At 44.6% G+C, this 20,275-nt stretch carries 18 protein-coding genes, 1 tRNA gene and 1 pseudogene; 10 read left to right on the top strand and 10 right to left on the bottom strand.

Annotation, left to right across the window (positions count from 1 at the left end):
- Nucleotides 1–10: 10 nt before the first annotated feature.
- Nucleotides 11–340, bottom strand: coding sequence for an amino acid permease (locus MNV_RS20035; RefSeq protein ID WP_218837852.1), 330 nt, complete (start codon nucleotides 338–340; stop codon nucleotides 11–13).
- Between the two features lie 2 nt (nucleotides 341–342).
- Complete coding sequence (locus MNV_RS01580) at nucleotides 343–1,176, bottom strand: APC family permease (RefSeq protein ID WP_218837853.1); 834 nt, start codon at nucleotides 1,174–1,176, stop codon at nucleotides 343–345.
- A gap of 214 nt (nucleotides 1,177–1,390) precedes the next feature.
- On the opposite strand from MNV_RS01580, the gene MNV_RS01585 reads away from it, so the two are divergent.
- Nucleotides 1,391–2,440, top strand: coding sequence for a carbohydrate kinase family protein (locus MNV_RS01585; RefSeq protein ID WP_096203634.1), 1,050 nt, complete (start codon nucleotides 1,391–1,393; stop codon nucleotides 2,438–2,440).
- A gap of 27 nt (nucleotides 2,441–2,467) precedes the next feature.
- Here MNV_RS01585 and MNV_RS01590 read toward each other — a convergent pair whose 3' ends face one another.
- The 6 genes from MNV_RS01590 to MNV_RS01615 all read right to left on the bottom strand — a co-directional run bounded on the left by MNV_RS01590 (nucleotide 2,468) and on the right by MNV_RS01615 (nucleotide 7,867).
- The gene (locus tag MNV_RS01590) at nucleotides 2,468–4,258 is read right to left on the bottom strand and encodes a phospholipase D-like domain-containing protein (RefSeq protein ID WP_096203635.1); all 1,791 of its coding nucleotides are present in this window, start codon (nucleotides 4,256–4,258) and stop codon (nucleotides 2,468–2,470) included.
- Between the two features lie 80 nt (nucleotides 4,259–4,338).
- A complete protein-coding gene (locus tag MNV_RS01595) occupies nucleotides 4,339–5,388 on the bottom strand; it encodes a DUF362 domain-containing protein (protein ID WP_096203636.1) in 1,050 nt (349 codons plus the stop codon).
- Between the two features lie 5 nt (nucleotides 5,389–5,393).
- Nucleotides 5,394–6,317, bottom strand: coding sequence for a hypothetical protein (locus MNV_RS01600; protein WP_143311569.1), 924 nt, complete (start codon nucleotides 6,315–6,317; stop codon nucleotides 5,394–5,396).
- Nucleotides 6,314–7,390 carry a DUF362 domain-containing protein gene (locus MNV_RS01605; protein ID WP_096203638.1) on the bottom strand — a complete coding sequence of 359 codons (1,077 nt, stop codon included), beginning with the start codon at nucleotides 7,388–7,390 and terminating at the stop codon, nucleotides 6,314–6,316. Before MNV_RS01605 ends, MNV_RS01600 begins: the two co-directional genes overlap by 4 nt.
- Complete coding sequence (locus tag MNV_RS01610) at nucleotides 7,365–7,682, bottom strand: hypothetical protein (RefSeq protein ID WP_096203639.1); 318 nt, start codon at nucleotides 7,680–7,682, stop codon at nucleotides 7,365–7,367. Before MNV_RS01610 ends, MNV_RS01605 begins: the two co-directional genes overlap by 26 nt.
- 111 nt (nucleotides 7,683–7,793) lie before the next feature.
- Nucleotides 7,794–7,867 (bottom strand) — tRNA-Phe (locus MNV_RS01615).
- Nucleotides 7,868–8,017: 150 nt separating this feature from the next.
- Between MNV_RS01615 and MNV_RS01620 the strand changes: the two genes are divergently transcribed.
- The 9 genes and pseudogenes from MNV_RS01620 to MNV_RS01660 all read left to right on the top strand — a co-directional run bounded on the left by MNV_RS01620 (nucleotide 8,018) and on the right by MNV_RS01660 (nucleotide 18,614).
- The gene (locus tag MNV_RS01620; RefSeq protein WP_096203640.1) at nucleotides 8,018–8,284 is read left to right on the top strand and encodes a hypothetical protein; all 267 of its coding nucleotides are present in this window, start codon (nucleotides 8,018–8,020) and stop codon (nucleotides 8,282–8,284) included.
- A 14-nt stretch (nucleotides 8,285–8,298) separates the two neighbouring features.
- Nucleotides 8,299–8,886 (top strand): annotated as a pseudogene (locus tag MNV_RS01625) (DUF7502 family protein); the annotation flags it as partial.
- 13 nt (nucleotides 8,887–8,899) lie between these two features.
- A complete protein-coding gene (locus MNV_RS01630; RefSeq protein WP_096203642.1) occupies nucleotides 8,900–9,847 on the top strand; it encodes an AAA family ATPase in 948 nt (315 codons plus the stop codon).
- 119 nt (nucleotides 9,848–9,966) lie between these two features.
- The gene (locus MNV_RS01635; protein WP_096203643.1) at nucleotides 9,967–10,824 is read left to right on the top strand and encodes a DUF58 domain-containing protein; all 858 of its coding nucleotides are present in this window, start codon (nucleotides 9,967–9,969) and stop codon (nucleotides 10,822–10,824) included.
- A gap of 28 nt (nucleotides 10,825–10,852) precedes the next feature.
- On the top strand, nucleotides 10,853–11,110 hold the full coding sequence (locus MNV_RS01640) for a type II toxin-antitoxin system HicA family toxin (protein ID WP_096203644.1): 258 nt from the start codon (nucleotides 10,853–10,855) through the stop codon (nucleotides 11,108–11,110).
- On the top strand, nucleotides 11,100–11,369 hold the full coding sequence (locus MNV_RS01645) for a type II toxin-antitoxin system HicB family antitoxin (protein WP_256999899.1): 270 nt from the start codon (nucleotides 11,100–11,102) through the stop codon (nucleotides 11,367–11,369). The genes MNV_RS01640 and MNV_RS01645 overlap by 11 nt, the downstream gene beginning before the upstream one ends.
- Nucleotides 11,370–11,406: 37 nt before the next feature.
- Nucleotides 11,407–14,082 carry an ATP-dependent DNA helicase gene (locus tag MNV_RS01650; RefSeq protein ID WP_096203646.1) on the top strand — a complete coding sequence of 892 codons (2,676 nt, stop codon included), beginning with the start codon at nucleotides 11,407–11,409 and terminating at the stop codon, nucleotides 14,080–14,082.
- Nucleotides 14,083–14,244: 162 nt separating this feature from the next.
- Nucleotides 14,245–16,131 (top strand): vWA domain-containing protein, encoded by a 1,887-nt coding sequence (locus tag MNV_RS01655; protein WP_096203647.1) that lies wholly within the window; start codon nucleotides 14,245–14,247, stop codon nucleotides 16,129–16,131.
- Nucleotides 16,131–18,614 (top strand): vWA domain-containing protein, encoded by a 2,484-nt coding sequence (locus MNV_RS01660; RefSeq protein ID WP_096203648.1) that lies wholly within the window; start codon nucleotides 16,131–16,133, stop codon nucleotides 18,612–18,614. Before MNV_RS01655 ends, MNV_RS01660 begins: the two co-directional genes overlap by 1 nt.
- Nucleotides 18,615–18,658: 44 nt before the next feature.
- Here MNV_RS01660 and rpsJ read toward each other — a convergent pair whose 3' ends face one another.
- Both rpsJ and tuf read right to left on the bottom strand, forming a co-directional pair.
- Complete coding sequence (gene rpsJ, locus MNV_RS01665) at nucleotides 18,659–18,970, bottom strand: 30S ribosomal protein S10 (protein ID WP_096203649.1); 312 nt, start codon at nucleotides 18,968–18,970, stop codon at nucleotides 18,659–18,661.
- Between the two features lie 31 nt (nucleotides 18,971–19,001).
- Complete coding sequence (gene tuf, locus MNV_RS01670) at nucleotides 19,002–20,270, bottom strand: translation elongation factor EF-1 subunit alpha (protein ID WP_096203650.1); 1,269 nt, start codon at nucleotides 20,268–20,270, stop codon at nucleotides 19,002–19,004.
- Nucleotides 20,271–20,275 lie beyond the last annotated feature (5 nt).

The raw sequence follows: 20,275 nt of genomic DNA on the forward strand, positions 1-20,275 counted from the left end.
TGCCCCAAAATCATACTGGTGCCAAAATATTTTGACCATATAATTTTTTTTCCGTATCTTTTTTCAGTACGATAAGGGCAAGACATGTTAACAGGTATGAGAATGCAAGATTAAAAACAGCGAACGAAATCAATCCGGATATTCCGGAATAAATAGATAATGTAAATGCAATCGTTCCATGAATCAATAATGCCATATATGGTGTGCCATATCTCGGGTGAATCCTGGAAAAAATCCTGGGAAATAAACCATCAACAGACATCGCATACGATAACCGTGAGGTAGCGAGCACATTTGATTCATCGGAGCCTGATACTGATACTAAAGCCCCTATGGTCATAATTATGGCTCCGACTGCCCCAAAATTATCGACGCGGCATCAACCAGGGGGGTCGTGGTTTTCGCTAAAGAAGACCAGTTAACTATCCCATAAATAACAAAGTTAGTGGAAAGATAAAATATTGTGACAATTAACATGCCTGTTGCTATTGCTTTTGGTATTGTTTTCTTCGGGTTTTTAACTTCACTTGCAGGCAGTGTGCCCAGTTCAAACCCGGCATATGCCCAGAGAATCAACACCAGGGCAGCCCCGAAATTATTTAAACCAAGCGGGGCAAACGGTGTATAATTTGTAGCGGGAGTCCCGGGATTAGATACAAAAAAGAAAATCCCGCCGAAAACTAATAAAATCAGCGGGATTAATTTAATAATTGTTAAAAAGTCATTGGCTCTTCCTGCAGCTTTAACCCCGATTATATTTATAAAAATTAAACTAAATAAAAACAATCCTTTCACGATGACCTGCTGAAAAAAATCCAGAGGGAAAAAATATTGCAGGTACTGTACGAACGCTATAGCAAAAACCGGTAATGCCAGGATTTCTGCGATCCACATGCTCCAGCCGGTAAGGAAACCATAAAAATCATCAAACGCACAGGAAACAAAAGCGAAAGGACCTCCGACTCTCGGAACATAATAGCTGCAGTAAGCAAAGACCAGTGCTATTATTGTAGCAAGTACACCTGCGACCAGCCAGACGATTATCGAAAAAGGTCCGATCAATCCTGCCGTCAATGCAGAAGCTATATAAATATCCGCCCCGACAATCGAGCCGACGATAATATTGGTTAGATCGAAGGAAGTCAATTCTTCCTTGAGTTTCTTTGGACCCCCCACTCCTTGAATTCATAACTCTGATATTATGGTTCTAATAATTGATTTTCATACTAACCCTGTTATATTAACCTTTCCCTATTATTATATTAGTATGAAGGGCTAATAATCCTTCCTGTCATGGCTACCAATCCGTGTATGTAAACTAAAAAAGGGAACAGCTAATCTTTGCATCTCACAAACATAATATGAACAATCCAATGAGAGTGATTCCGGTATGAACGTGATAAAAGAAGAACTTATTGAGAAGCTTGCTGAGAGCACTCCAACAGAATTTAAAATTGTTGTTATGCCGCATTTCTGTATAGATAGCTCTGTCCGGTATGAAGATAATTGCAAATCATTTATCCGAAAATTTAAGAACATTGCAGGTCGGGGAGGGGGAAATATAATTGTAAAACAATCGCTATTAAGAGGAGGTAAAGCTGCAAACTGCGCATCAGCCCTTCTCTCCTTGGGTGTCCGCACATATTTAATCACAAGGACAGATGAGATCGGATATAAATTACTTGAATATTTTTTCAAGGGAAAAGACGCTGATCTATCATATGTAAGCAAAGATGGTGAGCTGGCTTCCTCTACTGCTATCGAGCTCAGAGGAACAAATGTTATGCTCAGCGATCCCGGCTCACTCTCACAATTCGGACCGGAATGCTTAACAGAGAAGGAGGAGAAACTTATTAGAGAAGCAGATCTCGTATGCGTCTCTGACTGGGGTTTAAATAAGAAAGGCACAGAGCTTGCAGAGCATGTTTTTGGCATCGTCAAAGAAGAAAAGGAAGGCAAAACTTTTTTTGACCCCGGAGACCCGTCTCCTAAAGAAGGGGATGTGGAAGAAGAGATAGAGAGGATGGTTAGCAGGATACTATCAGAAGGGCTGGTTGATATAATCAGTGTAAATGAGGATGAAGTTAAAAGATACGGGAAGAAAGACAATCTCAGCAGGGCGATAAATCATCTCAGGCAGGTAGTGAGAGTTGATTTACATACAGAGGATTATGTAAGAACTTTCTATAAAGATAGAGAGACAGGGGAGATTCCGGCATTTGATATACAACCAAAAAGGTTAACAGGAGCGGGTGATGCGTGGAATGCCGGCGATATATTTGGCGAAATTATCGGATTATCCGACGACCTGAGGCTTATGCTTGCGAATGCGGTTGCAGCTTATTACATCTCGGATCCAGAAGGAAAACATCCTACAAGACGGGATCTGATGAAATTTCTGGATGGAGCATCTTTAAAATCTATACAGAGCAGGATTTAAAGAGATTGAAATCTTGAGTTTTTTACTCTAATCAGGAACATGGAATTTGCTGATATCGATTCCATGCGATATTAGCTGTTCTCTGGCTGAAAGTTCCGGACTGTAGGGAAGAATTCTCCCCTTCATCGTCTGATGGTCATTGAGCGATTCGATATTTGCCCTGACTGCATTTCTCCATAATTCCAGCCAGCCGCCAGGAGGAGGAGAATCCAGCGCTCTATGCTGTAACCCAAGGTGCTCTGCCCACAGCTCACGGCGCATCTGTGCCACTTTACCTGTTGCGGGCTCACCCTGGATGCCGTCAAACAGGACTGCGTTGACCTCCACATTACGCGGAGGCTTCTCACGTTCGATAATATCAATATATGCTTCCATGGATATACCATCAAGATTAGCCGAACCGACAGTACCCCACCTGTCATCTATGACTGCTACCTTGCTGTGGATATAGCACTGCTTTAACTCGATACTCTCGGCACTTGGCCCGGTTCTCCAGAGGGAAAAGGCGCCGATTCGCGGATGCGAAGAACCAAGTTGTCCGAGAAGATTATTCTGCAGCTCTTTGTAAGCTGGAACATCCGTGTTCTCGTTAAGCAGTAAAATGATCTGAAGTCCCGGGTTCATGCTCAGGGCTTGGCTGAGCGCATCGGAAATGGTCTGGCTTGTGAAATACTGATTCTCCAGGTAAATGAAGTCCTGTGCGTTCCCGATAGCCCGCTGATAAGCCTCCAGAATGCCAGTCTCTCCGGTAGTAATCTCAGGTAATATCTCTGCAGGAAAGGTTCGTACCACCTGAACAGACTGGGTTCCGGCTGCTTTTAAAGGCTTCGGTGGAGGTATTATATCTGCACTGTGTTCCTCCCTGGAGCGAAAGTTCCACAGTTCAACAAATGTTTCCTCCACATGAGCCACAGCGGGTCCGCGCAGGCGGATACAAACATCATGGATTGGCTTATTACCGATTCCCGGGTTTCCACTGCCGCGCCGGTGATCAAAGATCAGGTGATTGGGCGTATCCCAGTATGCCTGTTCAAACGGGGAGCCGATAATAAAAGCTTCAGCTCTGGAATTATCCTGACTATCTACAGTCAATGATTTAGCATGAACTGCATTATTGACCAGAGGAAACGGACGGACATCTACACTGTTATTACCGGCATTTTTGAAGAAATCCCGTAGCTCATCAACGGTACTGGGTGCAAATAAGTTCTCATTCAAAAGAATGCGTACTTTAACGCCGCGCTGGTTGGCTTCAAGAAGCTTCTGTGCAAGAACATCTTTTGGTCTGGTTGCACAGCTGGGAATCTCCCCGCCTGTGAATATGGCAATGAGATCAGGTGAAAACGAGAGCTGAAGTATGTGTATAGTATACTGTGCTTTTTCTATTGCTGCCACCATACTGGCAAAGGCTGACATTCCATCTATCAGTACCTCGGCATCGTTATTTCTTGTTAATCTGGAAGGATTCAGCCCTCCAAGTGTGGCTGCCATGCCTTCTGCACTGGCTCTGGGAACCATGATAGCGGGAACATTGAGCGCATCATCATTAACATGCCTGAACTTATCGGTCATGGCAAGCTCACGGGTGCCCGTACGATCAAGAATCGTTATGGTAATATCAGGAGCCTGACCCAGTAGTTGCATGTACTTGTTGGGCGAGTAAGAAATACTGTACTTTCCTTCATCATCAGTAATTGTGCGCCCCAGTAGTTGCTGATTGAAAGGCCAGATATAATTACCATGAGCAAGTATAACCAGTCCGGAGATCGGTCTATCACCTTCATCTATGACCCTTCCCCGAATAGCTCTGCTCCCCATACATATTCCTTTGCTCTGATTGGTTATAGTTCTTTCTTAAAGCGAAAATTAGCTGCAACTCCTACAAGTAGGGTGGTAGTTCACTCGTACAAGGATATAGCTTTGAGTATCCGGAGTATGAACCTGCGTATAGCGAGAATTATCCTTGATGTAGTCTTTACCGGGAAGGCAGAATCCATCTCCGAAGAGAGAAAGCCAAGCATGTTCGAGAAGCCGTACCACTCCTCGCCGTAGTTAAGGATGTGCTCGATGCCGGGCGGCACATTGTCCCAGTCCCTGTAAACTGAAGCATCACCTGTTATGCATATCTCAGGTTTTCCGAACTCTTCAACCGCAAGCCTCGTGAAACTGCTCTTCATGGGGTCAAGTCCCATCTTCATTGCTCCCACCATGTCAACTGCAACGATATCCGGACCCGCGATGATGGTCCTGGTATGCTTGGGTGTATAATCTGCCTTGATGCCGAGCAGACCATCGGATGACCATATGCCATCGATGATACCGAAGTGCACGGGGAATTCTTTTATCATTTCTACCGTAACGCTATCCACCTCCCTGTCCTTATGGTATTCGAGGAACTTGTTCTGCTCCGGCGTTGTCCCGTAGATGTTTTTAATGGTGAGGGTATAGTAGCAGGAGAAATGGGTTTTGTTCTTGGCAAAGGAGATGCGAAAATCAGCGTCCTTCCACGTTTTCCCCGCAAAATATGTGCCAAGTGAACCTTTATAGGTGTGGGACACAGCATCTTTCGTCAGGTCCACGATCCTGTAGTTGGTGGGATTGTACCCTGCATGCCTCGCCACATTCACAACTTCCCTGTTCTTGAACCAGTTGCCGAACACGTTCTGAGATTCCACGAGGGCAATGTTGGTAAAACCTTTTTCCGTTATTCTATTGATCAGGTGCTCCACGAGCGCAGGGTCTGTGATAACGCTCATGTCCTCTTTTGAGTAAAACATCATCAGGTTTGGTTTTATCGCGATAAGGAACTCGCTTTTAGTCTTGCCGGATCTGGTGAAATGCCTCTCAAGTTCATCCCAGAAACCCGCCTCTTTGAGCACCTCCTCAAGCGCAGTAAACCTGTCGCTGTCATTTTCCTGCAGCGTTGTCCGCACGGCTACGTTTACCACAATGATCACTCTCTTATTTTATTTAATATATAGTACAGGCACAGCCGTTTTCCTCTTCCTGTATCCTCGGAGTGGACCTGTCCGAGAGAACCAGTCCACGGTGGCGGAAGGAGGCTTTTATCCGGCTGGCAGTATTTCCCCACCATTACCTCATCGGTCACTTTGCGTATCTCGTCGTGCCAGCTTGTAAAATCGAACATTCTCATTGTATCTTCGCCAAGCTCAACCCTGGATTCTCCCTCCCACACATCGAGCAACTTCCAGCGCCCATCCACTTTGTCCTCATTAAGGGTGAAACTCAACACAAAAAATGAATGGGACAGGGCAGCGTTTGAAATAAGCTGGCCTCTCCATTTTCCTTCGATATCCGATGCCTTCGGGGCACTGCCGCTGTCAAACAGCTCCCTGTGATCGGCGGGGGACAGGTATTCAAAACCATACCTGCGCGCCATGGCAAATGTCAGAAGTTCGATGCCGTACGGAAATGTTCCAAGGTACGCCTTTCCGATCACTACATCCTCGTTTACGGGCAGCAGAAGGTCGTAGAAAGGGCGGTTCCACAGTTCCGAATAGGTGAGGTGAATGTATTTTCTGCCTTTGAACACTACCTCTTTGAGCCGGTTGCGCCCGCGTATTATGCCGTCACCGTCCGTTGTCACACCGCCGTACTCTCCGTTCTCCTTTTTGAACTGCTTTTTAAACCCTGCAGGGAGAGGTACAAATCTGCCAAAAAGTGTGAACACATGATCTACCGGGAAAAAGCCCCTCCAGTGCACGTCGTTATGTACTTCGTTCCCTGAAATATCGATGTTCTTCCTCCCGGAGTTAACCATCGTTTCGATGGGAAGGCATTCCTTTGTGCGGAACAGCACATCCATTTCCTCTCTTTTACAGCGCATGGGCTGCTTCTCGTTGCATTCAGCCATCATTCGTACCTCGATATCAATTTTAATATACTCAAAAACATTCTCCGGATGCCCAGCACCAGTCTGCTTCTCATTCTGGGCGGGAACGACGGGTCCATCTCGGCACTGACAAAACCCATAAAGTTAAAGAAACCGTGCCATTCCTCCCCGAGATTGAAGAAATCATCAAGGTGCTCCGGTACATTGTCCCAGTCGGGATATACCGACATGTCCCCGGTCCGCTCAATATCGGGCAACCCGAATTCCTGCACGGCAAACCTGTGGAACCTGCTCTTCATCGGGTCAATTCCCATCTTTTCGGCGCCCACCTGGTCAACTGCAACAATATCAGGACCGGCAATGATGGTTTTGGTGTACTTGGGACTGTAATCCGCTTTCAGCCCCATCACCCCGTCAGAACTTACAGTGGCATCAATGATACCAAAGTGCACCGGGAACGCTTTCAGCATATCAATGGTAACCAGGTCAAATTCCCTGTCTCGGTGGTACTCAAGGAACTTATTTTCCTCAGGCGTGGTGCCGTATATGTTCTTCACACACAGGGTAAAATAGCACTGGAAATGCGTCTTATTCTTGGCGAACGAAACCCGGAAATCCGCATCTTTCCAGGTCTTCCCCACGAAGTAAGCCCCGAGGTACCCGCCGTAATCGTATGCCACAGCTTCACCAGTGAGGTCAACTATCCTGTAGTTTTTACCGGTGTAACCTGAAAAAGCCGCTACCCTGTCTACCTCTCTGTTTTTAAACCACACGCCGTACGTATTCTTTGATTCAACCAGCGCTATGTTCGTATATCCTCTCCCGGTCAAATGGTTCACGAGATACTCTACGAGCTCCGGATCGGTAATAACGCTCTTATCTGTTCTGGAATACGCCATCATCATGTTGGGTTTTATTGCTATTAAAAATTCATTTTTCGTTTTATTTGATTCCAGAAAGCGCTTTTCCAGAGATTCCCAGAAACCGGATTCTTCAAGTACCTGTTCAAGAAGTGAGAATTTATCCTCACCCTTGCGGGCTACTACCTTCGTAATCCCGCCGTTCGTGATTTCAATCACCCCTGCTGCCAGTATCAAGACCGAGCTTCAACCACAGGGGATAGGCTGCGAACATGATAATTGCAAGTACGCCCATCCCGTCTTCTTTTTTCAGGTCTGTACCAAGCCCTGAATTCAGCATCCAGTCAGAACCGTTAATCCATCCGCCAGACCACCAGGGAAGAATATCAAGGTACAGGAGGGCGCTCACGAAAATAAAAACCAGCACAACTGCAGAGGCTATTATCAAGCGCACGGATCTGTTACCGATAAACCGCCCGATTAAAAAACCGAGTAAGATAAGCGATGGCGGGTCAAGCAAAAAACTCATACCAGTACCTCCTTCGTTTTTTCATCGTCCACCGTAAATTTAGTTTTTATATTATTTAATCATATTTTAAATTTGCGGTGCACGAAGGTGTGGGACAAAAAGAAGTGTAAATGCCCAGACCCGGACTTGAACCGGGGACATCGCGGTCTTCAGCCGCGCGCTCTCCCGGGCTGAGCTATCTGGGCACACAGGGTGCTAATCGCTGGCATTGTATATCTAATCTTCGCCAGCAACTTCTCGAACCGAGTCCGAAATATGGTTCGGAATAGAAAAACCTTTCGATATCCCCAAGACTTAATATAAATAATGATAATAAAGCCAATGAAGGTGACTGAATGGATGACTTCATGGAGAAGCTGTTAAAGCTACAGTCAGAGTTTTTCAAGCGCATGAGGTTACTTTTTATCCTTGACCTGCTCTCCATCTTTAGCATATCTTACGCTCTCTTCATAATCTTACAGGTCGAGTATTTCCTTCAGAAGACTTCCCTGTACCCGCAGTTACCGATAGCGATTATCCCTCCGGTTCTGGCATTTATCATAGCCGTAATCGGTGCATTCCTGCTGCATAGGAAGGATCGCAAAAAAATGTCACTCTCTTAACAGAAAATAAGTATCCTGAACTCAAAGAGAAACTCAGGACTGCTTACGATAACAGAGATGAGACCAACGTAATAGTTGATTCGTTAAAAAGCCTGGTTTCCGAATTATTGACGGGTGTTTCAGCATCAAAACTTCTATCAGGCCGTGTAATAGCCACTAAAATAATACTGGTGATCATATTTATTTCACTTGCGGCCATTGTTTCATTTAACCCGGATTACAGAGTCCCGCCCGATACTTTGAACAATTTTTCCACCGGCGTTTCCGAAACCATAGGAAATGCAACAGGGGTTTTTGTTACAGGCCCGCCGGTCGATACCACTAAAGCCGGGACAACAGGTCAGGGAGATATTTTCGGAAGACCCGACATTGCGCCCATCCAGGGAAAACCCGTGGACCTGTCCCTTCAACAGGGCGAAGGGCTGGGTAATACGCCGAGCGAATATAAACCTGACCAGAACCAGTTCATCAAATCGGCAGCATTCCCTGTGGACGCCCTGGGCTCTAATGTTTCTGACGGAGGATACAGTACCCTTATGAGAAAAACCCAGACCGAGAAGGAACTGATCAATAAATATGCAGTGCAAAGGAGTAAGATTTAGAGAGGTTAAAAAAATGAGCAATGAGACATATACAAGCTCAAACAGGATTTTTAAGGAGCTTTTTGATGAGATAGGGAAGGTCATCGTAGGGCAGCATGAAGCTGTTGAGCACATGATGATCGCGATACTTTGCAACAGCCACGCGCTTGTTGAAAGCAATCCCGGTCTCGCAAAGACGCTCACCATAAGCACGATCTCAAAAGCGCTTGACCTTAAATTCAACAGGATACAGTGCACACCCGACCTCATGCCCTCGGATATCACAGGTACATATATCATCGAGGACGTGGGCGGAAAAAAGCAGTACCGCTTTGAGCCCGGACCTGTGTTTGCGAACATCGTGCTGGCGGATGAGATTAACAGAGCTTCGCCCAAGACGCAGAGCGCGATGCTTGAGGCTATGCAGGAAAAACAGGTGACGATTGGCAATAAGACCTATCCCCTGGACAAGCCTTTTTTTGTTCTTGCAACCCAGAACCCGATAGAGATGGAAGGCACATATCCGCTGCCGGAGGCGCAGCTTGACAGGTTCCTGCTCAAGATATTAATGGATTATCCCTCGATAGAAGATGAGAATGAGATCGTTAACAGGTACACGCGCAATATAACGCCCTCTGTGAACCGCGTTGTCTCAAAGAACGAAGTACTTGAACTCCAGAGGCTCACGCGCGATGTTCCGCTAGCAGAGGATATCAAGAACCGCGCCATCAAGATAGTGGCTGCAACACGCGCAAAGAGCGAAAATATCGAATACGGCGCCTCGCCGCGAGCATCCATCGGCATAATCCTTGCAGCAAAAGCAAGGGCGCTGATGCAGGGCCGCAATTATGTAAGCGAAGAGGATATTGATACAATGGCTTATCCTGTAATGCGCCACCGCGTTATTCTTACATTTGAGTCCGAGCGCAAGGGCATGACGACAGACCAGGTGATTTCAAATATCCTGAAAACCGTGAAATAAATGAAAACCGTCGCGCCGCTTTACTTCGCAGACACGTATCAAGGGTTGCGCCCCTTGAGGACGCACACACGTATGCCCGCAGGCATACGTGGATACCGCATAAAGCGAGGTGTCGCTTTATGATAGATACTTCGTTTTTCAAGGAGCTTGACCGCTTCTCGTTCATGGTGCGAAAGCGCGTCTCCACAGCCTATAGCGGAGGCCGCCGCTCAATCCTGAAAGGCAGGGGCATGGAGCCTGTGAGCTACCGTGAATACACGCGAGGAGATGATTTCAAGATTATCGACTGGAAGGTGTACGGGCGCACAGAGAAGCTTTATGTCAAGGAATTTGAGGAAGAAAAAAGCCTGACCACGCATATTCTCCTTGATACAAGCAAGAGCATGGATTTTCGCAATAAATTTGAATATGCTGCGATGCTTGCCCTGGGGTTTGCATACCTTGTTACCAAGGATAACGAGAAATTCGGGGTATCCACATTCGCTGAGGAGATAAACATCACAAAACCAAAACGAGGAAGGAAGTATCTCTCGCAGACGATCGATAATCTTAACAATACCGAACTTCTGGGAAAAACAAATTTTGATTACTGCATGGAAAAATATGCCAGCATTATTAAATCAAGGTCGCTTGTGATAATCATTTCAGACTTCATGGCTGATGCCGGTGCAATCAGGAATGCGATATTCAGGCTCGGGGATAACGAGCTTGTGCTCATCCAGGTGCTTGACCCCGTGGAGAAAAACCTTGACCTGGGCGGGGAAGCGCGGCTCATTGACCTTGAGACTGACACTAAACTGGATATCTATACAAGCCCCAGGCTGCGCGCTGAGTACCAGAAGAGACTGAACGACCACATCGCGAAAATAAAAGAGACCTGTTTGCAGGTAGGCGCTGATTTTTATACCGTGACCACGGATAAACCGGTGTTTGATGCCATATTCGAGGTAATAAGCCGCAGAGAGGTAAAGAAATAGAGGTAGCAAATTGAAATTGTAGGTGTTAATGAATAAAAATGCTGTTTACGAAGAACTGAAAAAGAATCCCAAGAACATACATTTTAACAGGTTATGCAGTGCAGCAGAGTTATTCGGTTTCAGGTTTAGGGGTGGAAAAGGGAGCCACAGGATATATGCACGTGAGGGAATAAGGGAAGCATTGAATTTTCAAAATGTTGGCGGATGGGCAAAGCCTTATCAAGTAAGGCAGCTTTTAAAAATTATTGATAAATATAATCTCCTGAAGGAGGAAGATGATGCATAAGTATGCGATAGAAATTTTCTATAGCGAAGAAGATGAGGGATATATTGCAGTAGTTCCAGAACTTCCTGGGTGCTCTGCTTTTGGAGAAACAGAAGAAGAGGCATTGAGAGAAATCAAGGTAGCGATAGACCTTTGGTTGGAAACGGCTGAAAAAGATGGAAGAGAAATTCCCAAGCCCGCAGGAAAAGAACTTCTGAGGACTGTGGTTGAGGGAGTGGTAGCACTTGGCGAGGTACATTCAGAGGGAGCAGGGGCATAATAGAGATTATGTGGCATTATAAATTTTCGATCAGATTATGATATCTTCAAAATATGGTGGCTATTTTCCTTATCCTGAATTTAGACCTCATCAAGTACAAATGCTTGATAAAGTTGAAGAATCTATACAAAAAGGTAATCACAGTGTACTGATGATTGATGCACCTACTGGAACTGGGAAAACAAGTGTAATCGCACCGATCCTTGCCAATAAAGGTAATAAAAGATTTGTTGTGGCTGTGCGTACTCACAGTCAGATTGGGATATATTCCGAAGAAATTAATAAAATATGCACGAAGACATCTAAAAAACCTACTATTGCATATCTGGTTGAGAGATCCAGAACATGCAAACTGTCTTCTAATTCATCTATATGCAATATGCTTGTTGAAAATACTAAAAAGTTTATCGAGTATAAAATAAATAAATTTCAACTTGAAAAATACGATGCTTCTTCTGATGAAAGTGTTATTGAAGTCTTGGAACATGAATTTGATGAAAGAAACCCAATAAGCTTCGAACATTTCATTAATGAACAAACTATTGATGAAAAGATAAAAATCTTTGAACAAAAAAATAAAGAAATGATGATTTGTCCTTATTATCTTTTCTCAAAAATTGGTTATTTTGATATAAATTTAAACAAGTTAAAGTTTTTAAATTCAATTAAAATCGAAACTAAAGCTCAAAAATTCTTATATCAGCCTATCTTACCTGATCAAGCTAGAAAAATTAACAGTGATTTATGTTTTTATGAAATAATGGCAGTCGCTTCAAAAAAATCAGATATAGTAGTTTTAATGCATAGCCACATAGTTAACGAATCGATACGGAACGCTACTTATAATAAAATTGGAATTAAGCAAGAAGAAACCATTTTATTGATAGATGAAGCACATAATATTGGCGAAAGAATAGAACAAGAAAATTCTGAAAAATTAGATGTAAATTTAATTAACGAAGCTATCAAACAGATAGAAAAATTGTATTTGTTTAGCTGGGATGAGATTCCAGGGAAAGACGAATCCAGACTTATAAAATATTTAATAGAGAATTTCGGCATAAACTGGATAACTACGGCAAAAATCGAAAGAATCGGTGAGATTGGAACTATAAGTATTTCTACTGAAAATAACTCTCTTTCTCTTAGATTTAATAATGAAAAAACAAGGGTAAACCTGACAATTGATGATGGTAGAACAGATGAGTTTCTTGCGAAAAAAGATGCATCAGGTAGATTAAATATATATAAACATTTAGAAAATAATGCAAAGGGTGAAGAAGTATCCAATACAGAGCTTATATATAATATTTTGTTGAAACTTAAAAATATTCTTGAGACATTAAACAAAGGGAGGGCTAATGAAGGTAAATTTGAATCAAACATCTTGATTAACAGAGTATTTGAAAATATTGTTAATCCAATCGAAATTGATAACATTATTTCTAAAATGCTTAGTTTTAGTAATCAAATAGACAATAAGGAAAATTTAAGTCTTGATTCTGAGCATGAGCCTTTAAAAAAAGTTATTCAATTTTTATCAATTGTAAATTATCATAAAAACAATGTGAATACTCCTTATATCTTACGAAAGGATACAGATAATTCTGAATTAAATAAAAAAGAGATTTTTTTAGAGATTAAAAACATTGATCCGAGTTCACAGCTTTCTAAAATTGCGAATTTACACTATACTACAATTCTGATGTCTGGGACTTTCTCTCCTCTTGATTTTTATGAATTATATTATTTTGGAGAAAACAAGCGAGCGGAAAAATGCCCGCTTCCTAACTCATTCCCACGTCAAAACCGTTTGATAATTGGTATTAACAATGTAAATACCATTTCATCTGAGCGTGATAATCAACGGATGATCCAAAATTATGAAAAATGTATAAATTCGTTTATAACTGATGTTCCGGGCAACGTGGCTATATTTTGCACATCTGATATAAAAAATCGATATTCAGTGTATTGTCTTAAAATAGCAAGAAAAAGTAATAAAGAATTTTTTGAACAAAGGGACGATATTCCTATAGAAGATATCTTTGAAAGATTTAAAAATATCGGGGAAAAAAATAATGGGGGTGTGCTTTTAGCGCTAAGTGGTGGGAAATTGAGCGAAGGGAAAGATTACGCTGGTGATTCATTAAAGGCTGCTATGGTTCTAGGACTTCATCTTGGACCGCCTGATTATCTTCAAAACTCCAAAAATGAATATTATGAAATGCTATATGGCAAGGAGAAAGGAATTTTTATCGCGTATAGACTTCCAGCTATGAATAAGGCATTACAGGCATTGGGTCGGGTTATTAGAGACAAAGATGAAACTGGAGTTCTAGTCTTAGCTGATAGCAGATTTGTTACTGACAGATATGATTCTGTATGGCAGTATCTTCCTTCATGGATTAAAACTGAAATGAAACAGTGTAATTCTTTACAAATCGGAGATATAATAAAAGATTGGGTAGAAAATATAAAACAGAAAGAAATACAAAAAGAGATAGCTGATCGAACAGTAAGTAATAGTTCGTTTTTAAAAAATATAGACTTAAAAGGTAAAGAGAGAAAGGTTGATGTACCACCTACAAGAGGAAGCTCTAATTCACGTATAACGCATAAAGTAGATAAAAGAGATTTATTTTGTCCGAAGTGCAAGAGCATGATGCTACCTACAAGGAATAAATGCAGGAAATGTGGGTATGAATATTAAATGTTATTTTCATGATCAAAAACAAATTTATAATACTAAAATGGTGTAAGAGAACCCTCCGGCAATGGTCAATTATGTTAACCAATACAATTACCAAAGTAAAAATCCCAAAATCAGTTCCACTTTTATGGATGCATAACATGCAAGATAGGAGAAAATAAAATGGGACTTCTGGATTCATTCTTTGCAAGTTCCCTACAATTCGCGAACCAGGCAGGACTGTACGCACTTCTCTCCATAATCCCGCTTATAATAATCTATCTGCTGCGCCCGAGACCTCTCAAGGTAAAGATACCTTCGCTAATGTTCCTGATGGACATCGAGAGGAAGAAAAGGCTTAACGTTTTCAGGAAATTCCTGAAGGACCCCCTATTCCTTATTCAACTGTTCGTACTGATACTGACCTCCCTGGCTGTTGCAGCGCCGTTCATTATGGCAAACGAGGAAGCTGGAGGCGGCTCAACAGTAATAATCCTTGATGCCTCAGCGAGCATGCAGGCTAAAACCACGTTGGGCGACACCAAATTTGAAAGCGCGGTCGGGCAGGCGGACAAGTACCTCAGCTCAAAGAACACGATAATCCTTGCAGAAAGCGTGCCTGTGATGGTGATAAAAGAGACCTCCTCAGGAAGCGCATCGGATGCGCTTTCGAAATTGAAGCCAAAAGCTACATCCACCGACCTGTCAGGCGCTATTCTTCTTGGCAGGCGGCTGCTTCCTGAAGGCGGAAGGATCGTGGTTTTCTCTGATTTTACAAGCTGGAACGGGGATGATCCCGATATAGCAAGGGAAGTGGCGCAGGCAAACGGCATAATTGTTGATTTTGTTACTGTGAGCGCAAGGACGGATAATGTCGGAATCATAGACGGCTGGTTTGAAGGCAGCGATTACAAGCTTGTCATCCGGAACTTCAACAAAGAGGCGCAGAATGTAAAAATCGACGTGACCACTAACAACGTGAATGTACTTTCAAGTACCCTTAACCTGGACAGCCAGTCAAACGGTTACTTCACGGTCAGTAAATTAAGCCCCGGGACAACTAAAATCTCATTGAACACCGATGATGCCCTCCCGGTGGATAACAACGCCTATGTCTTTATACCGAAAACGATGGAACGTAACATCCTTTATATCGCGGACAATGCAAAATCACCTTCACTTGTCGCGCTTAATCTTGTTCCTTATACCACTGTTAAAACCGTGGACACGAAAAGCACCCCTTCATTCCCAGGGTACTCGATTGTCTTTGTGAACTCCCCGTTATCATCCGATGCGGCAAAGAGCCTGTCCGATTATGTCAGAGGGGGGGGAAATGCTGTGATAATCGCATCCCCCGGTCTACAGGATATGGACCTGTTGCCTGTTGTACTTGATTCTGTCACGAATAAAACATCGCTCAATGTCGCGCAGGCAAGCGGAATGACCGATGGTATAAGCATTGATAAAGTTGATGTAAAAAAGCATTTTAAGGCCACATTAAGAAACGGCGCGGTAGCACTCTTGGAAGGAGGGGACGAATCTGCAATGCTCGCTTACTGGAAGTTCGGGAGTGGCACGGTGATATACTCAGGACTGGCGGACCCGCAGGGGAGTAACATCTTCGACCCACTTAACGAGAATGTCTGGAACGATTTCCATGCTCTTCCCGAATACCCCCTTTTCTGGAAACAGCTGATGGAATGGGTAAGCGGGAGCCTTGACGTGAGCGAATTCAACGGAAAGACGGGGCAGTTTATCAAACTCCCGGCGCGCCAGACCGTAAAGACGCCGGGCGACAGCATCACAACTGATCTTCTGCTGCTTGATGAAGTAGGGGTTTATGGTCTTCCTGACAGGGATGTTGCTGTAAACCTGTACAATGAACAGGAGTCAAACCTTGCAGGCAGCACAATTTCCACATCAACAGGAGCAGCAGGAGCGGGTGAAGAAGTACCGGTCACTGCCCAGACGATACGGGTTCCAAAGTATCTTGATATTTATCTCATAATCGCAGCCATGTTCCTTGTGTTCCTTGAACTCTACTACCTGCACTGGAGGGGTGAACTGTAATGGATTTTGCAAGTCCGCTTACTCTTCTCCTCATAAGCCCCGTAGTCCTTGCAGGATGGTACGCGATCAGGAAAGGCATATCCAGGCCATTGATGATATCGCGTGTTATAATACTCAGCCTTTTGATAATTGCGCTTGCTTCGCCTTTCACGCTCGGAACAAGCACGATAAAGGAGGAAGCGCCCAGGATTACGGTCATTTCCGACCAGACGATGAGCGTGGATTTATTTAACAAGGATAACGGTCAGAAAATATTCGAATCCCTGAAATCCAGAACCCCTACGACTTACAGGCAGTTCGCAGGAATCAAGTCGCCAATCGGGGATGAGGTGATAAGCGCTGCTGAAAATAACAACCTGGTGCTCGTGAGCGATGGGAACAATAATTATGGAAAAGACCTGCCAGAAGCTATCTCTTTTGTTACGCGCACAGGTACACGCGTGTATGCCGTGAGGCAGGAACCGATACATAATGACGCCAGTGTTGAGATAGTCAGCCCAAAGAACCTTATCATTGACAACGAGAACGTGTTCAATATCGTGGTAAGGCAGGCAGGGAACACAACAAGCTACAGGCTTGATGTACAGATAGACGGCGGGTCTGCATATAGCGAAAGTATAACCCAGACCGAGAGGATGAAGATAATCCCGGTTTCGTACACCTTCAACTCGCTGGGAAATCATCGGATAACAGCCACCATAATACCGAGCGGCGAAGACTGGTTCAAGATCAACAACATTTTCTACAGGTCAGTGTACGTGGTGCCGAAGCCAAAGGTGCTGGCAGTGACGGGCGATACAACTTCGCCTCTTTACACCGTCGCAAGCAGCCTGTACGATGTCACGGCCACGGATACGCTCCCTGACGACCTCTCGCCTTACAAGGCTGTGGTAATAGACAATAAAGGCGCAGCGCAGTTGAGCGCAGATACTTTAAACCCGTACATCAGCGGAGGCGGAGGGCTTGTAGTTGTAGGAGGGGACGCATCATATGATAGAGGTCTTTATAACAACTCGCCAGTTGAAGGCGTCCTGCCCGTAATATCGAGGGCAGCTGAGTATCAGGGTGGAAGGAACCTGATTATCCTGATTGATACTTCAGGGAGCACGGCTTTGGGAGATGCGACAACAGGTCTTACTTTCATCGGTCTTATTGATGCGAACGCCATAAATATTATCCAGAACGTTGCATCGGATACACGCGCAGGCGTTGTGGCTTTTAGCGGAATCACGGCCCAGACAGATATACTTCCGATGGGTAGTGAAGCTAACAGACAAACACTTATAAGTTTCGTAAAAGAGATCGGACCAAAAGGAGGGGAAAATCCTACTGATCTTGATAAAGGGCTCCGTGCCGCAGAGAAATTATTAGATTCTGTCAGCGGTTCTAAAGAGATTATAGTAATATCGGACGGTCAGATACATCCGGATGGAGTTGAGCAAATGAAAAAGACGGCTATCGACCTGAAAAATAAAGATATTAAAATGCAATTAGTACAGATACTAACGTCCCCTGAAACGCTGAAAGAGCCATACAAATTATACGGTGATCTTGCACAGGCAGCCGATGGCCAGGTTACAGTTCTAAATCCTGACGAGCGTGCAACCACTTTAATCGAACAGGGACCTTCTGGCACGCCTGCGCCAACTCCCACAGCCACACCTGAGGTGAGTTTTCAATATCCACTCGTGGCAGTGGACCCGGATCATTTCATCACAAAATTCATCAACATTACTGCGTCGGTGACCGGGTATAATGATGTAACACCCAAACTCGGCTCTGACCTGCTTGTTGCTACGAACAGGGGCAAGCCCATTCTGACTACCTGGAACCTCGGGCTTGGAAGAGTAGCATCTTTCACAACAGATAACGGAGGCGGAAATACTCTCTGGGCAAGCGCAATCTACAGCGGTGAGAACTCACGCTTCATTTCATCGATGATAAACTGGGCAATCGGCGACCCAAGACCGAAAGGAGATGTGGTAATACAGGCAGAGGATATCTGGGGCGGCACGCCGGGGAAGGCGGTTATTACAGCCAGCACCTTACCCCAAGTCAAATTTGATGGCACGCCGCTTGACCTTACCCGCACAGGACCGAATACATATGAGGCTCAGATAAACCTTGAGAAAGATGGGTTCCACGACCTATCAGGATATGGTATAGCAGTGAACTACCCGCTTGAGTACAGGGAGATAGGTTTTAATGAAGATTTTAAGAGCGCTATTGATTCAAATGGCGGACGCGTGTATAATGAAGATGAGGTCGAGGGTCTGCTGCTCCTGGATATTAAAAATAAAGCTATCAGGACAGTAGAGGAGCCGCAGAGCGAGAAAGAGCCGTTCCTTCTTGCAGCCCTTGGATTGTTCTTAGCCGAAGTGATAGTCAGGAGGCTTAAGGACTACAGGAAAGAGAGACCGCAGATCGAGGAGAATCCTCCGAAAGCAGCGCCTGTGGAACCAGCGGCTGAAGCTGCTGAATAAAACCGTAAAAGAAAAATAGAAGAAATGGTTAAAACCCTGAAGTTTTAACTCGTCAGAACAATCTCTATGCTGATATCCTTGGGCACCTGGATGCGCATCAACTGGCGCAGCGCCCGTTCATCAGCATCAAGGTCGATGAGCCTCTTGTGGACTCTCATTTCCCAGTGGTCCCATGTCGCGCTCCCCTCCCCGTCCGGGGACTTCCTGCACGGCACGACCAGTTTCTTCGTAGGCAGCGGAACAGGACCTGAGATGTTCACGCCTGTCCTCTGCGCTATATCCTTAACCTGGGAACATATCCCATCAAGAGTGGAAGGGCTTGTCCCTGATAAACGTATCCTCGCTTTCTGAGCCATAAAAACACCGTTTTAAAAAATAAAAAAAGGGCTACAGGCGAAGCTTAATGTCCTGGACCATGCCTGCCGCAATAGTCATACCCATATCCCGTATCGCAAAGCGACCAAGCTGGGGGATCTCCTTGACTTTCTCGATGCACAACGGCTTTGTTGGTTTAATTGTAACAACAGCGGCATCTCCTGCCTTGATAAAGTCCGGGTTCTCGGCAGTCACCTGACCGCTCTTGGGGTCAAGTTTCTTGAGTATAGCCGTTATCGTGCCCGCGACCTGTGCCGTATGGCAGTGAATCACTGGTGTATAACCTGCTGCGACCGCCGACGGATGCTGCAGGACCACTATCTGTGCTGTGAACTCTTCTGCAACAGCCGGGGGTTTATCGGAATGTCCGCATACATCACCCCTGCGAATGTCTTTCTTATCGACACCTCTGACGTTCCAGCCGATGTTATCGCCCGGAAGGGCTTCTTTGATTTCCTGGTGGTGCATCTCGATTGATTTGACCTCACCGACAGCCTTTGCGGGCATGAATATAATTTTATCACCGGGTTTCATCTTTCCTGTCTCAACGCGCCCTACAGGCACGGTTCCGATGCCTGAGATCGTGTACGAATCCTGAACAGGAATGCGCAGCGGTAAAGCAATCGGTTTCTCGGGCACTTTTAACATGTCCAGTGAAGCTAAAAGTGTTGGACCTGTGTACCATTTTGTCTTATCGCTCGGCTTGGCAAGGTTATCTCCCTGGAATGCTGATGTGGGAATGAAATTAATTTCATCAGGTTTATAACCCACCATTTTGAGAAGAGTGCTGAGATCAGCTTTTACCTGGTCATATCTTGCCTTGTCGTAATTCACTTCATCCATCTTGTTGAGTGCGATGATCAACTGGGTGATACCAAGAGTCCTTGCAAGGAATACATGTTCTCTTGTCTGTGACTGGACACCCTCTTTGGCTGCGCAAACAAGTATGGCTGCATCAGCCTGGGAAGCGCCCGTGATCATGTTCTTGACAAAGTCCCTGTGACCGGGGCAGTCCACGATCGTAAAGTAAAACTTGGCTGTATCGAATCTCTGATGTGCGACATCGATCGTGATACCCCTGTCCCTCTCTTCCTTGAGTGAGTCCATCACCCAGGCGAATACGAAGGATTCTTTACCTTTCGCTTTTGCTTCTTCTTTATACTTTTCAATGATGTGCGGCGGCACAGCGCCTGTTTCAAACAATAATCGCCCGACGAGGGTTGATTTCCCGTGGTCGATATGTCCGATGACTGCTAAATTTAAATGTGGTTTTTCTGCCATATTAT

It is taken from the genome of Candidatus Methanoperedens nitratireducens (assembly GCF_900196725.1).
GTDB classification, from domain to species: Archaea; Halobacteriota; Methanosarcinia; order Methanosarcinales; family Methanoperedenaceae; genus Methanoperedens; species Methanoperedens nitroreducens_A.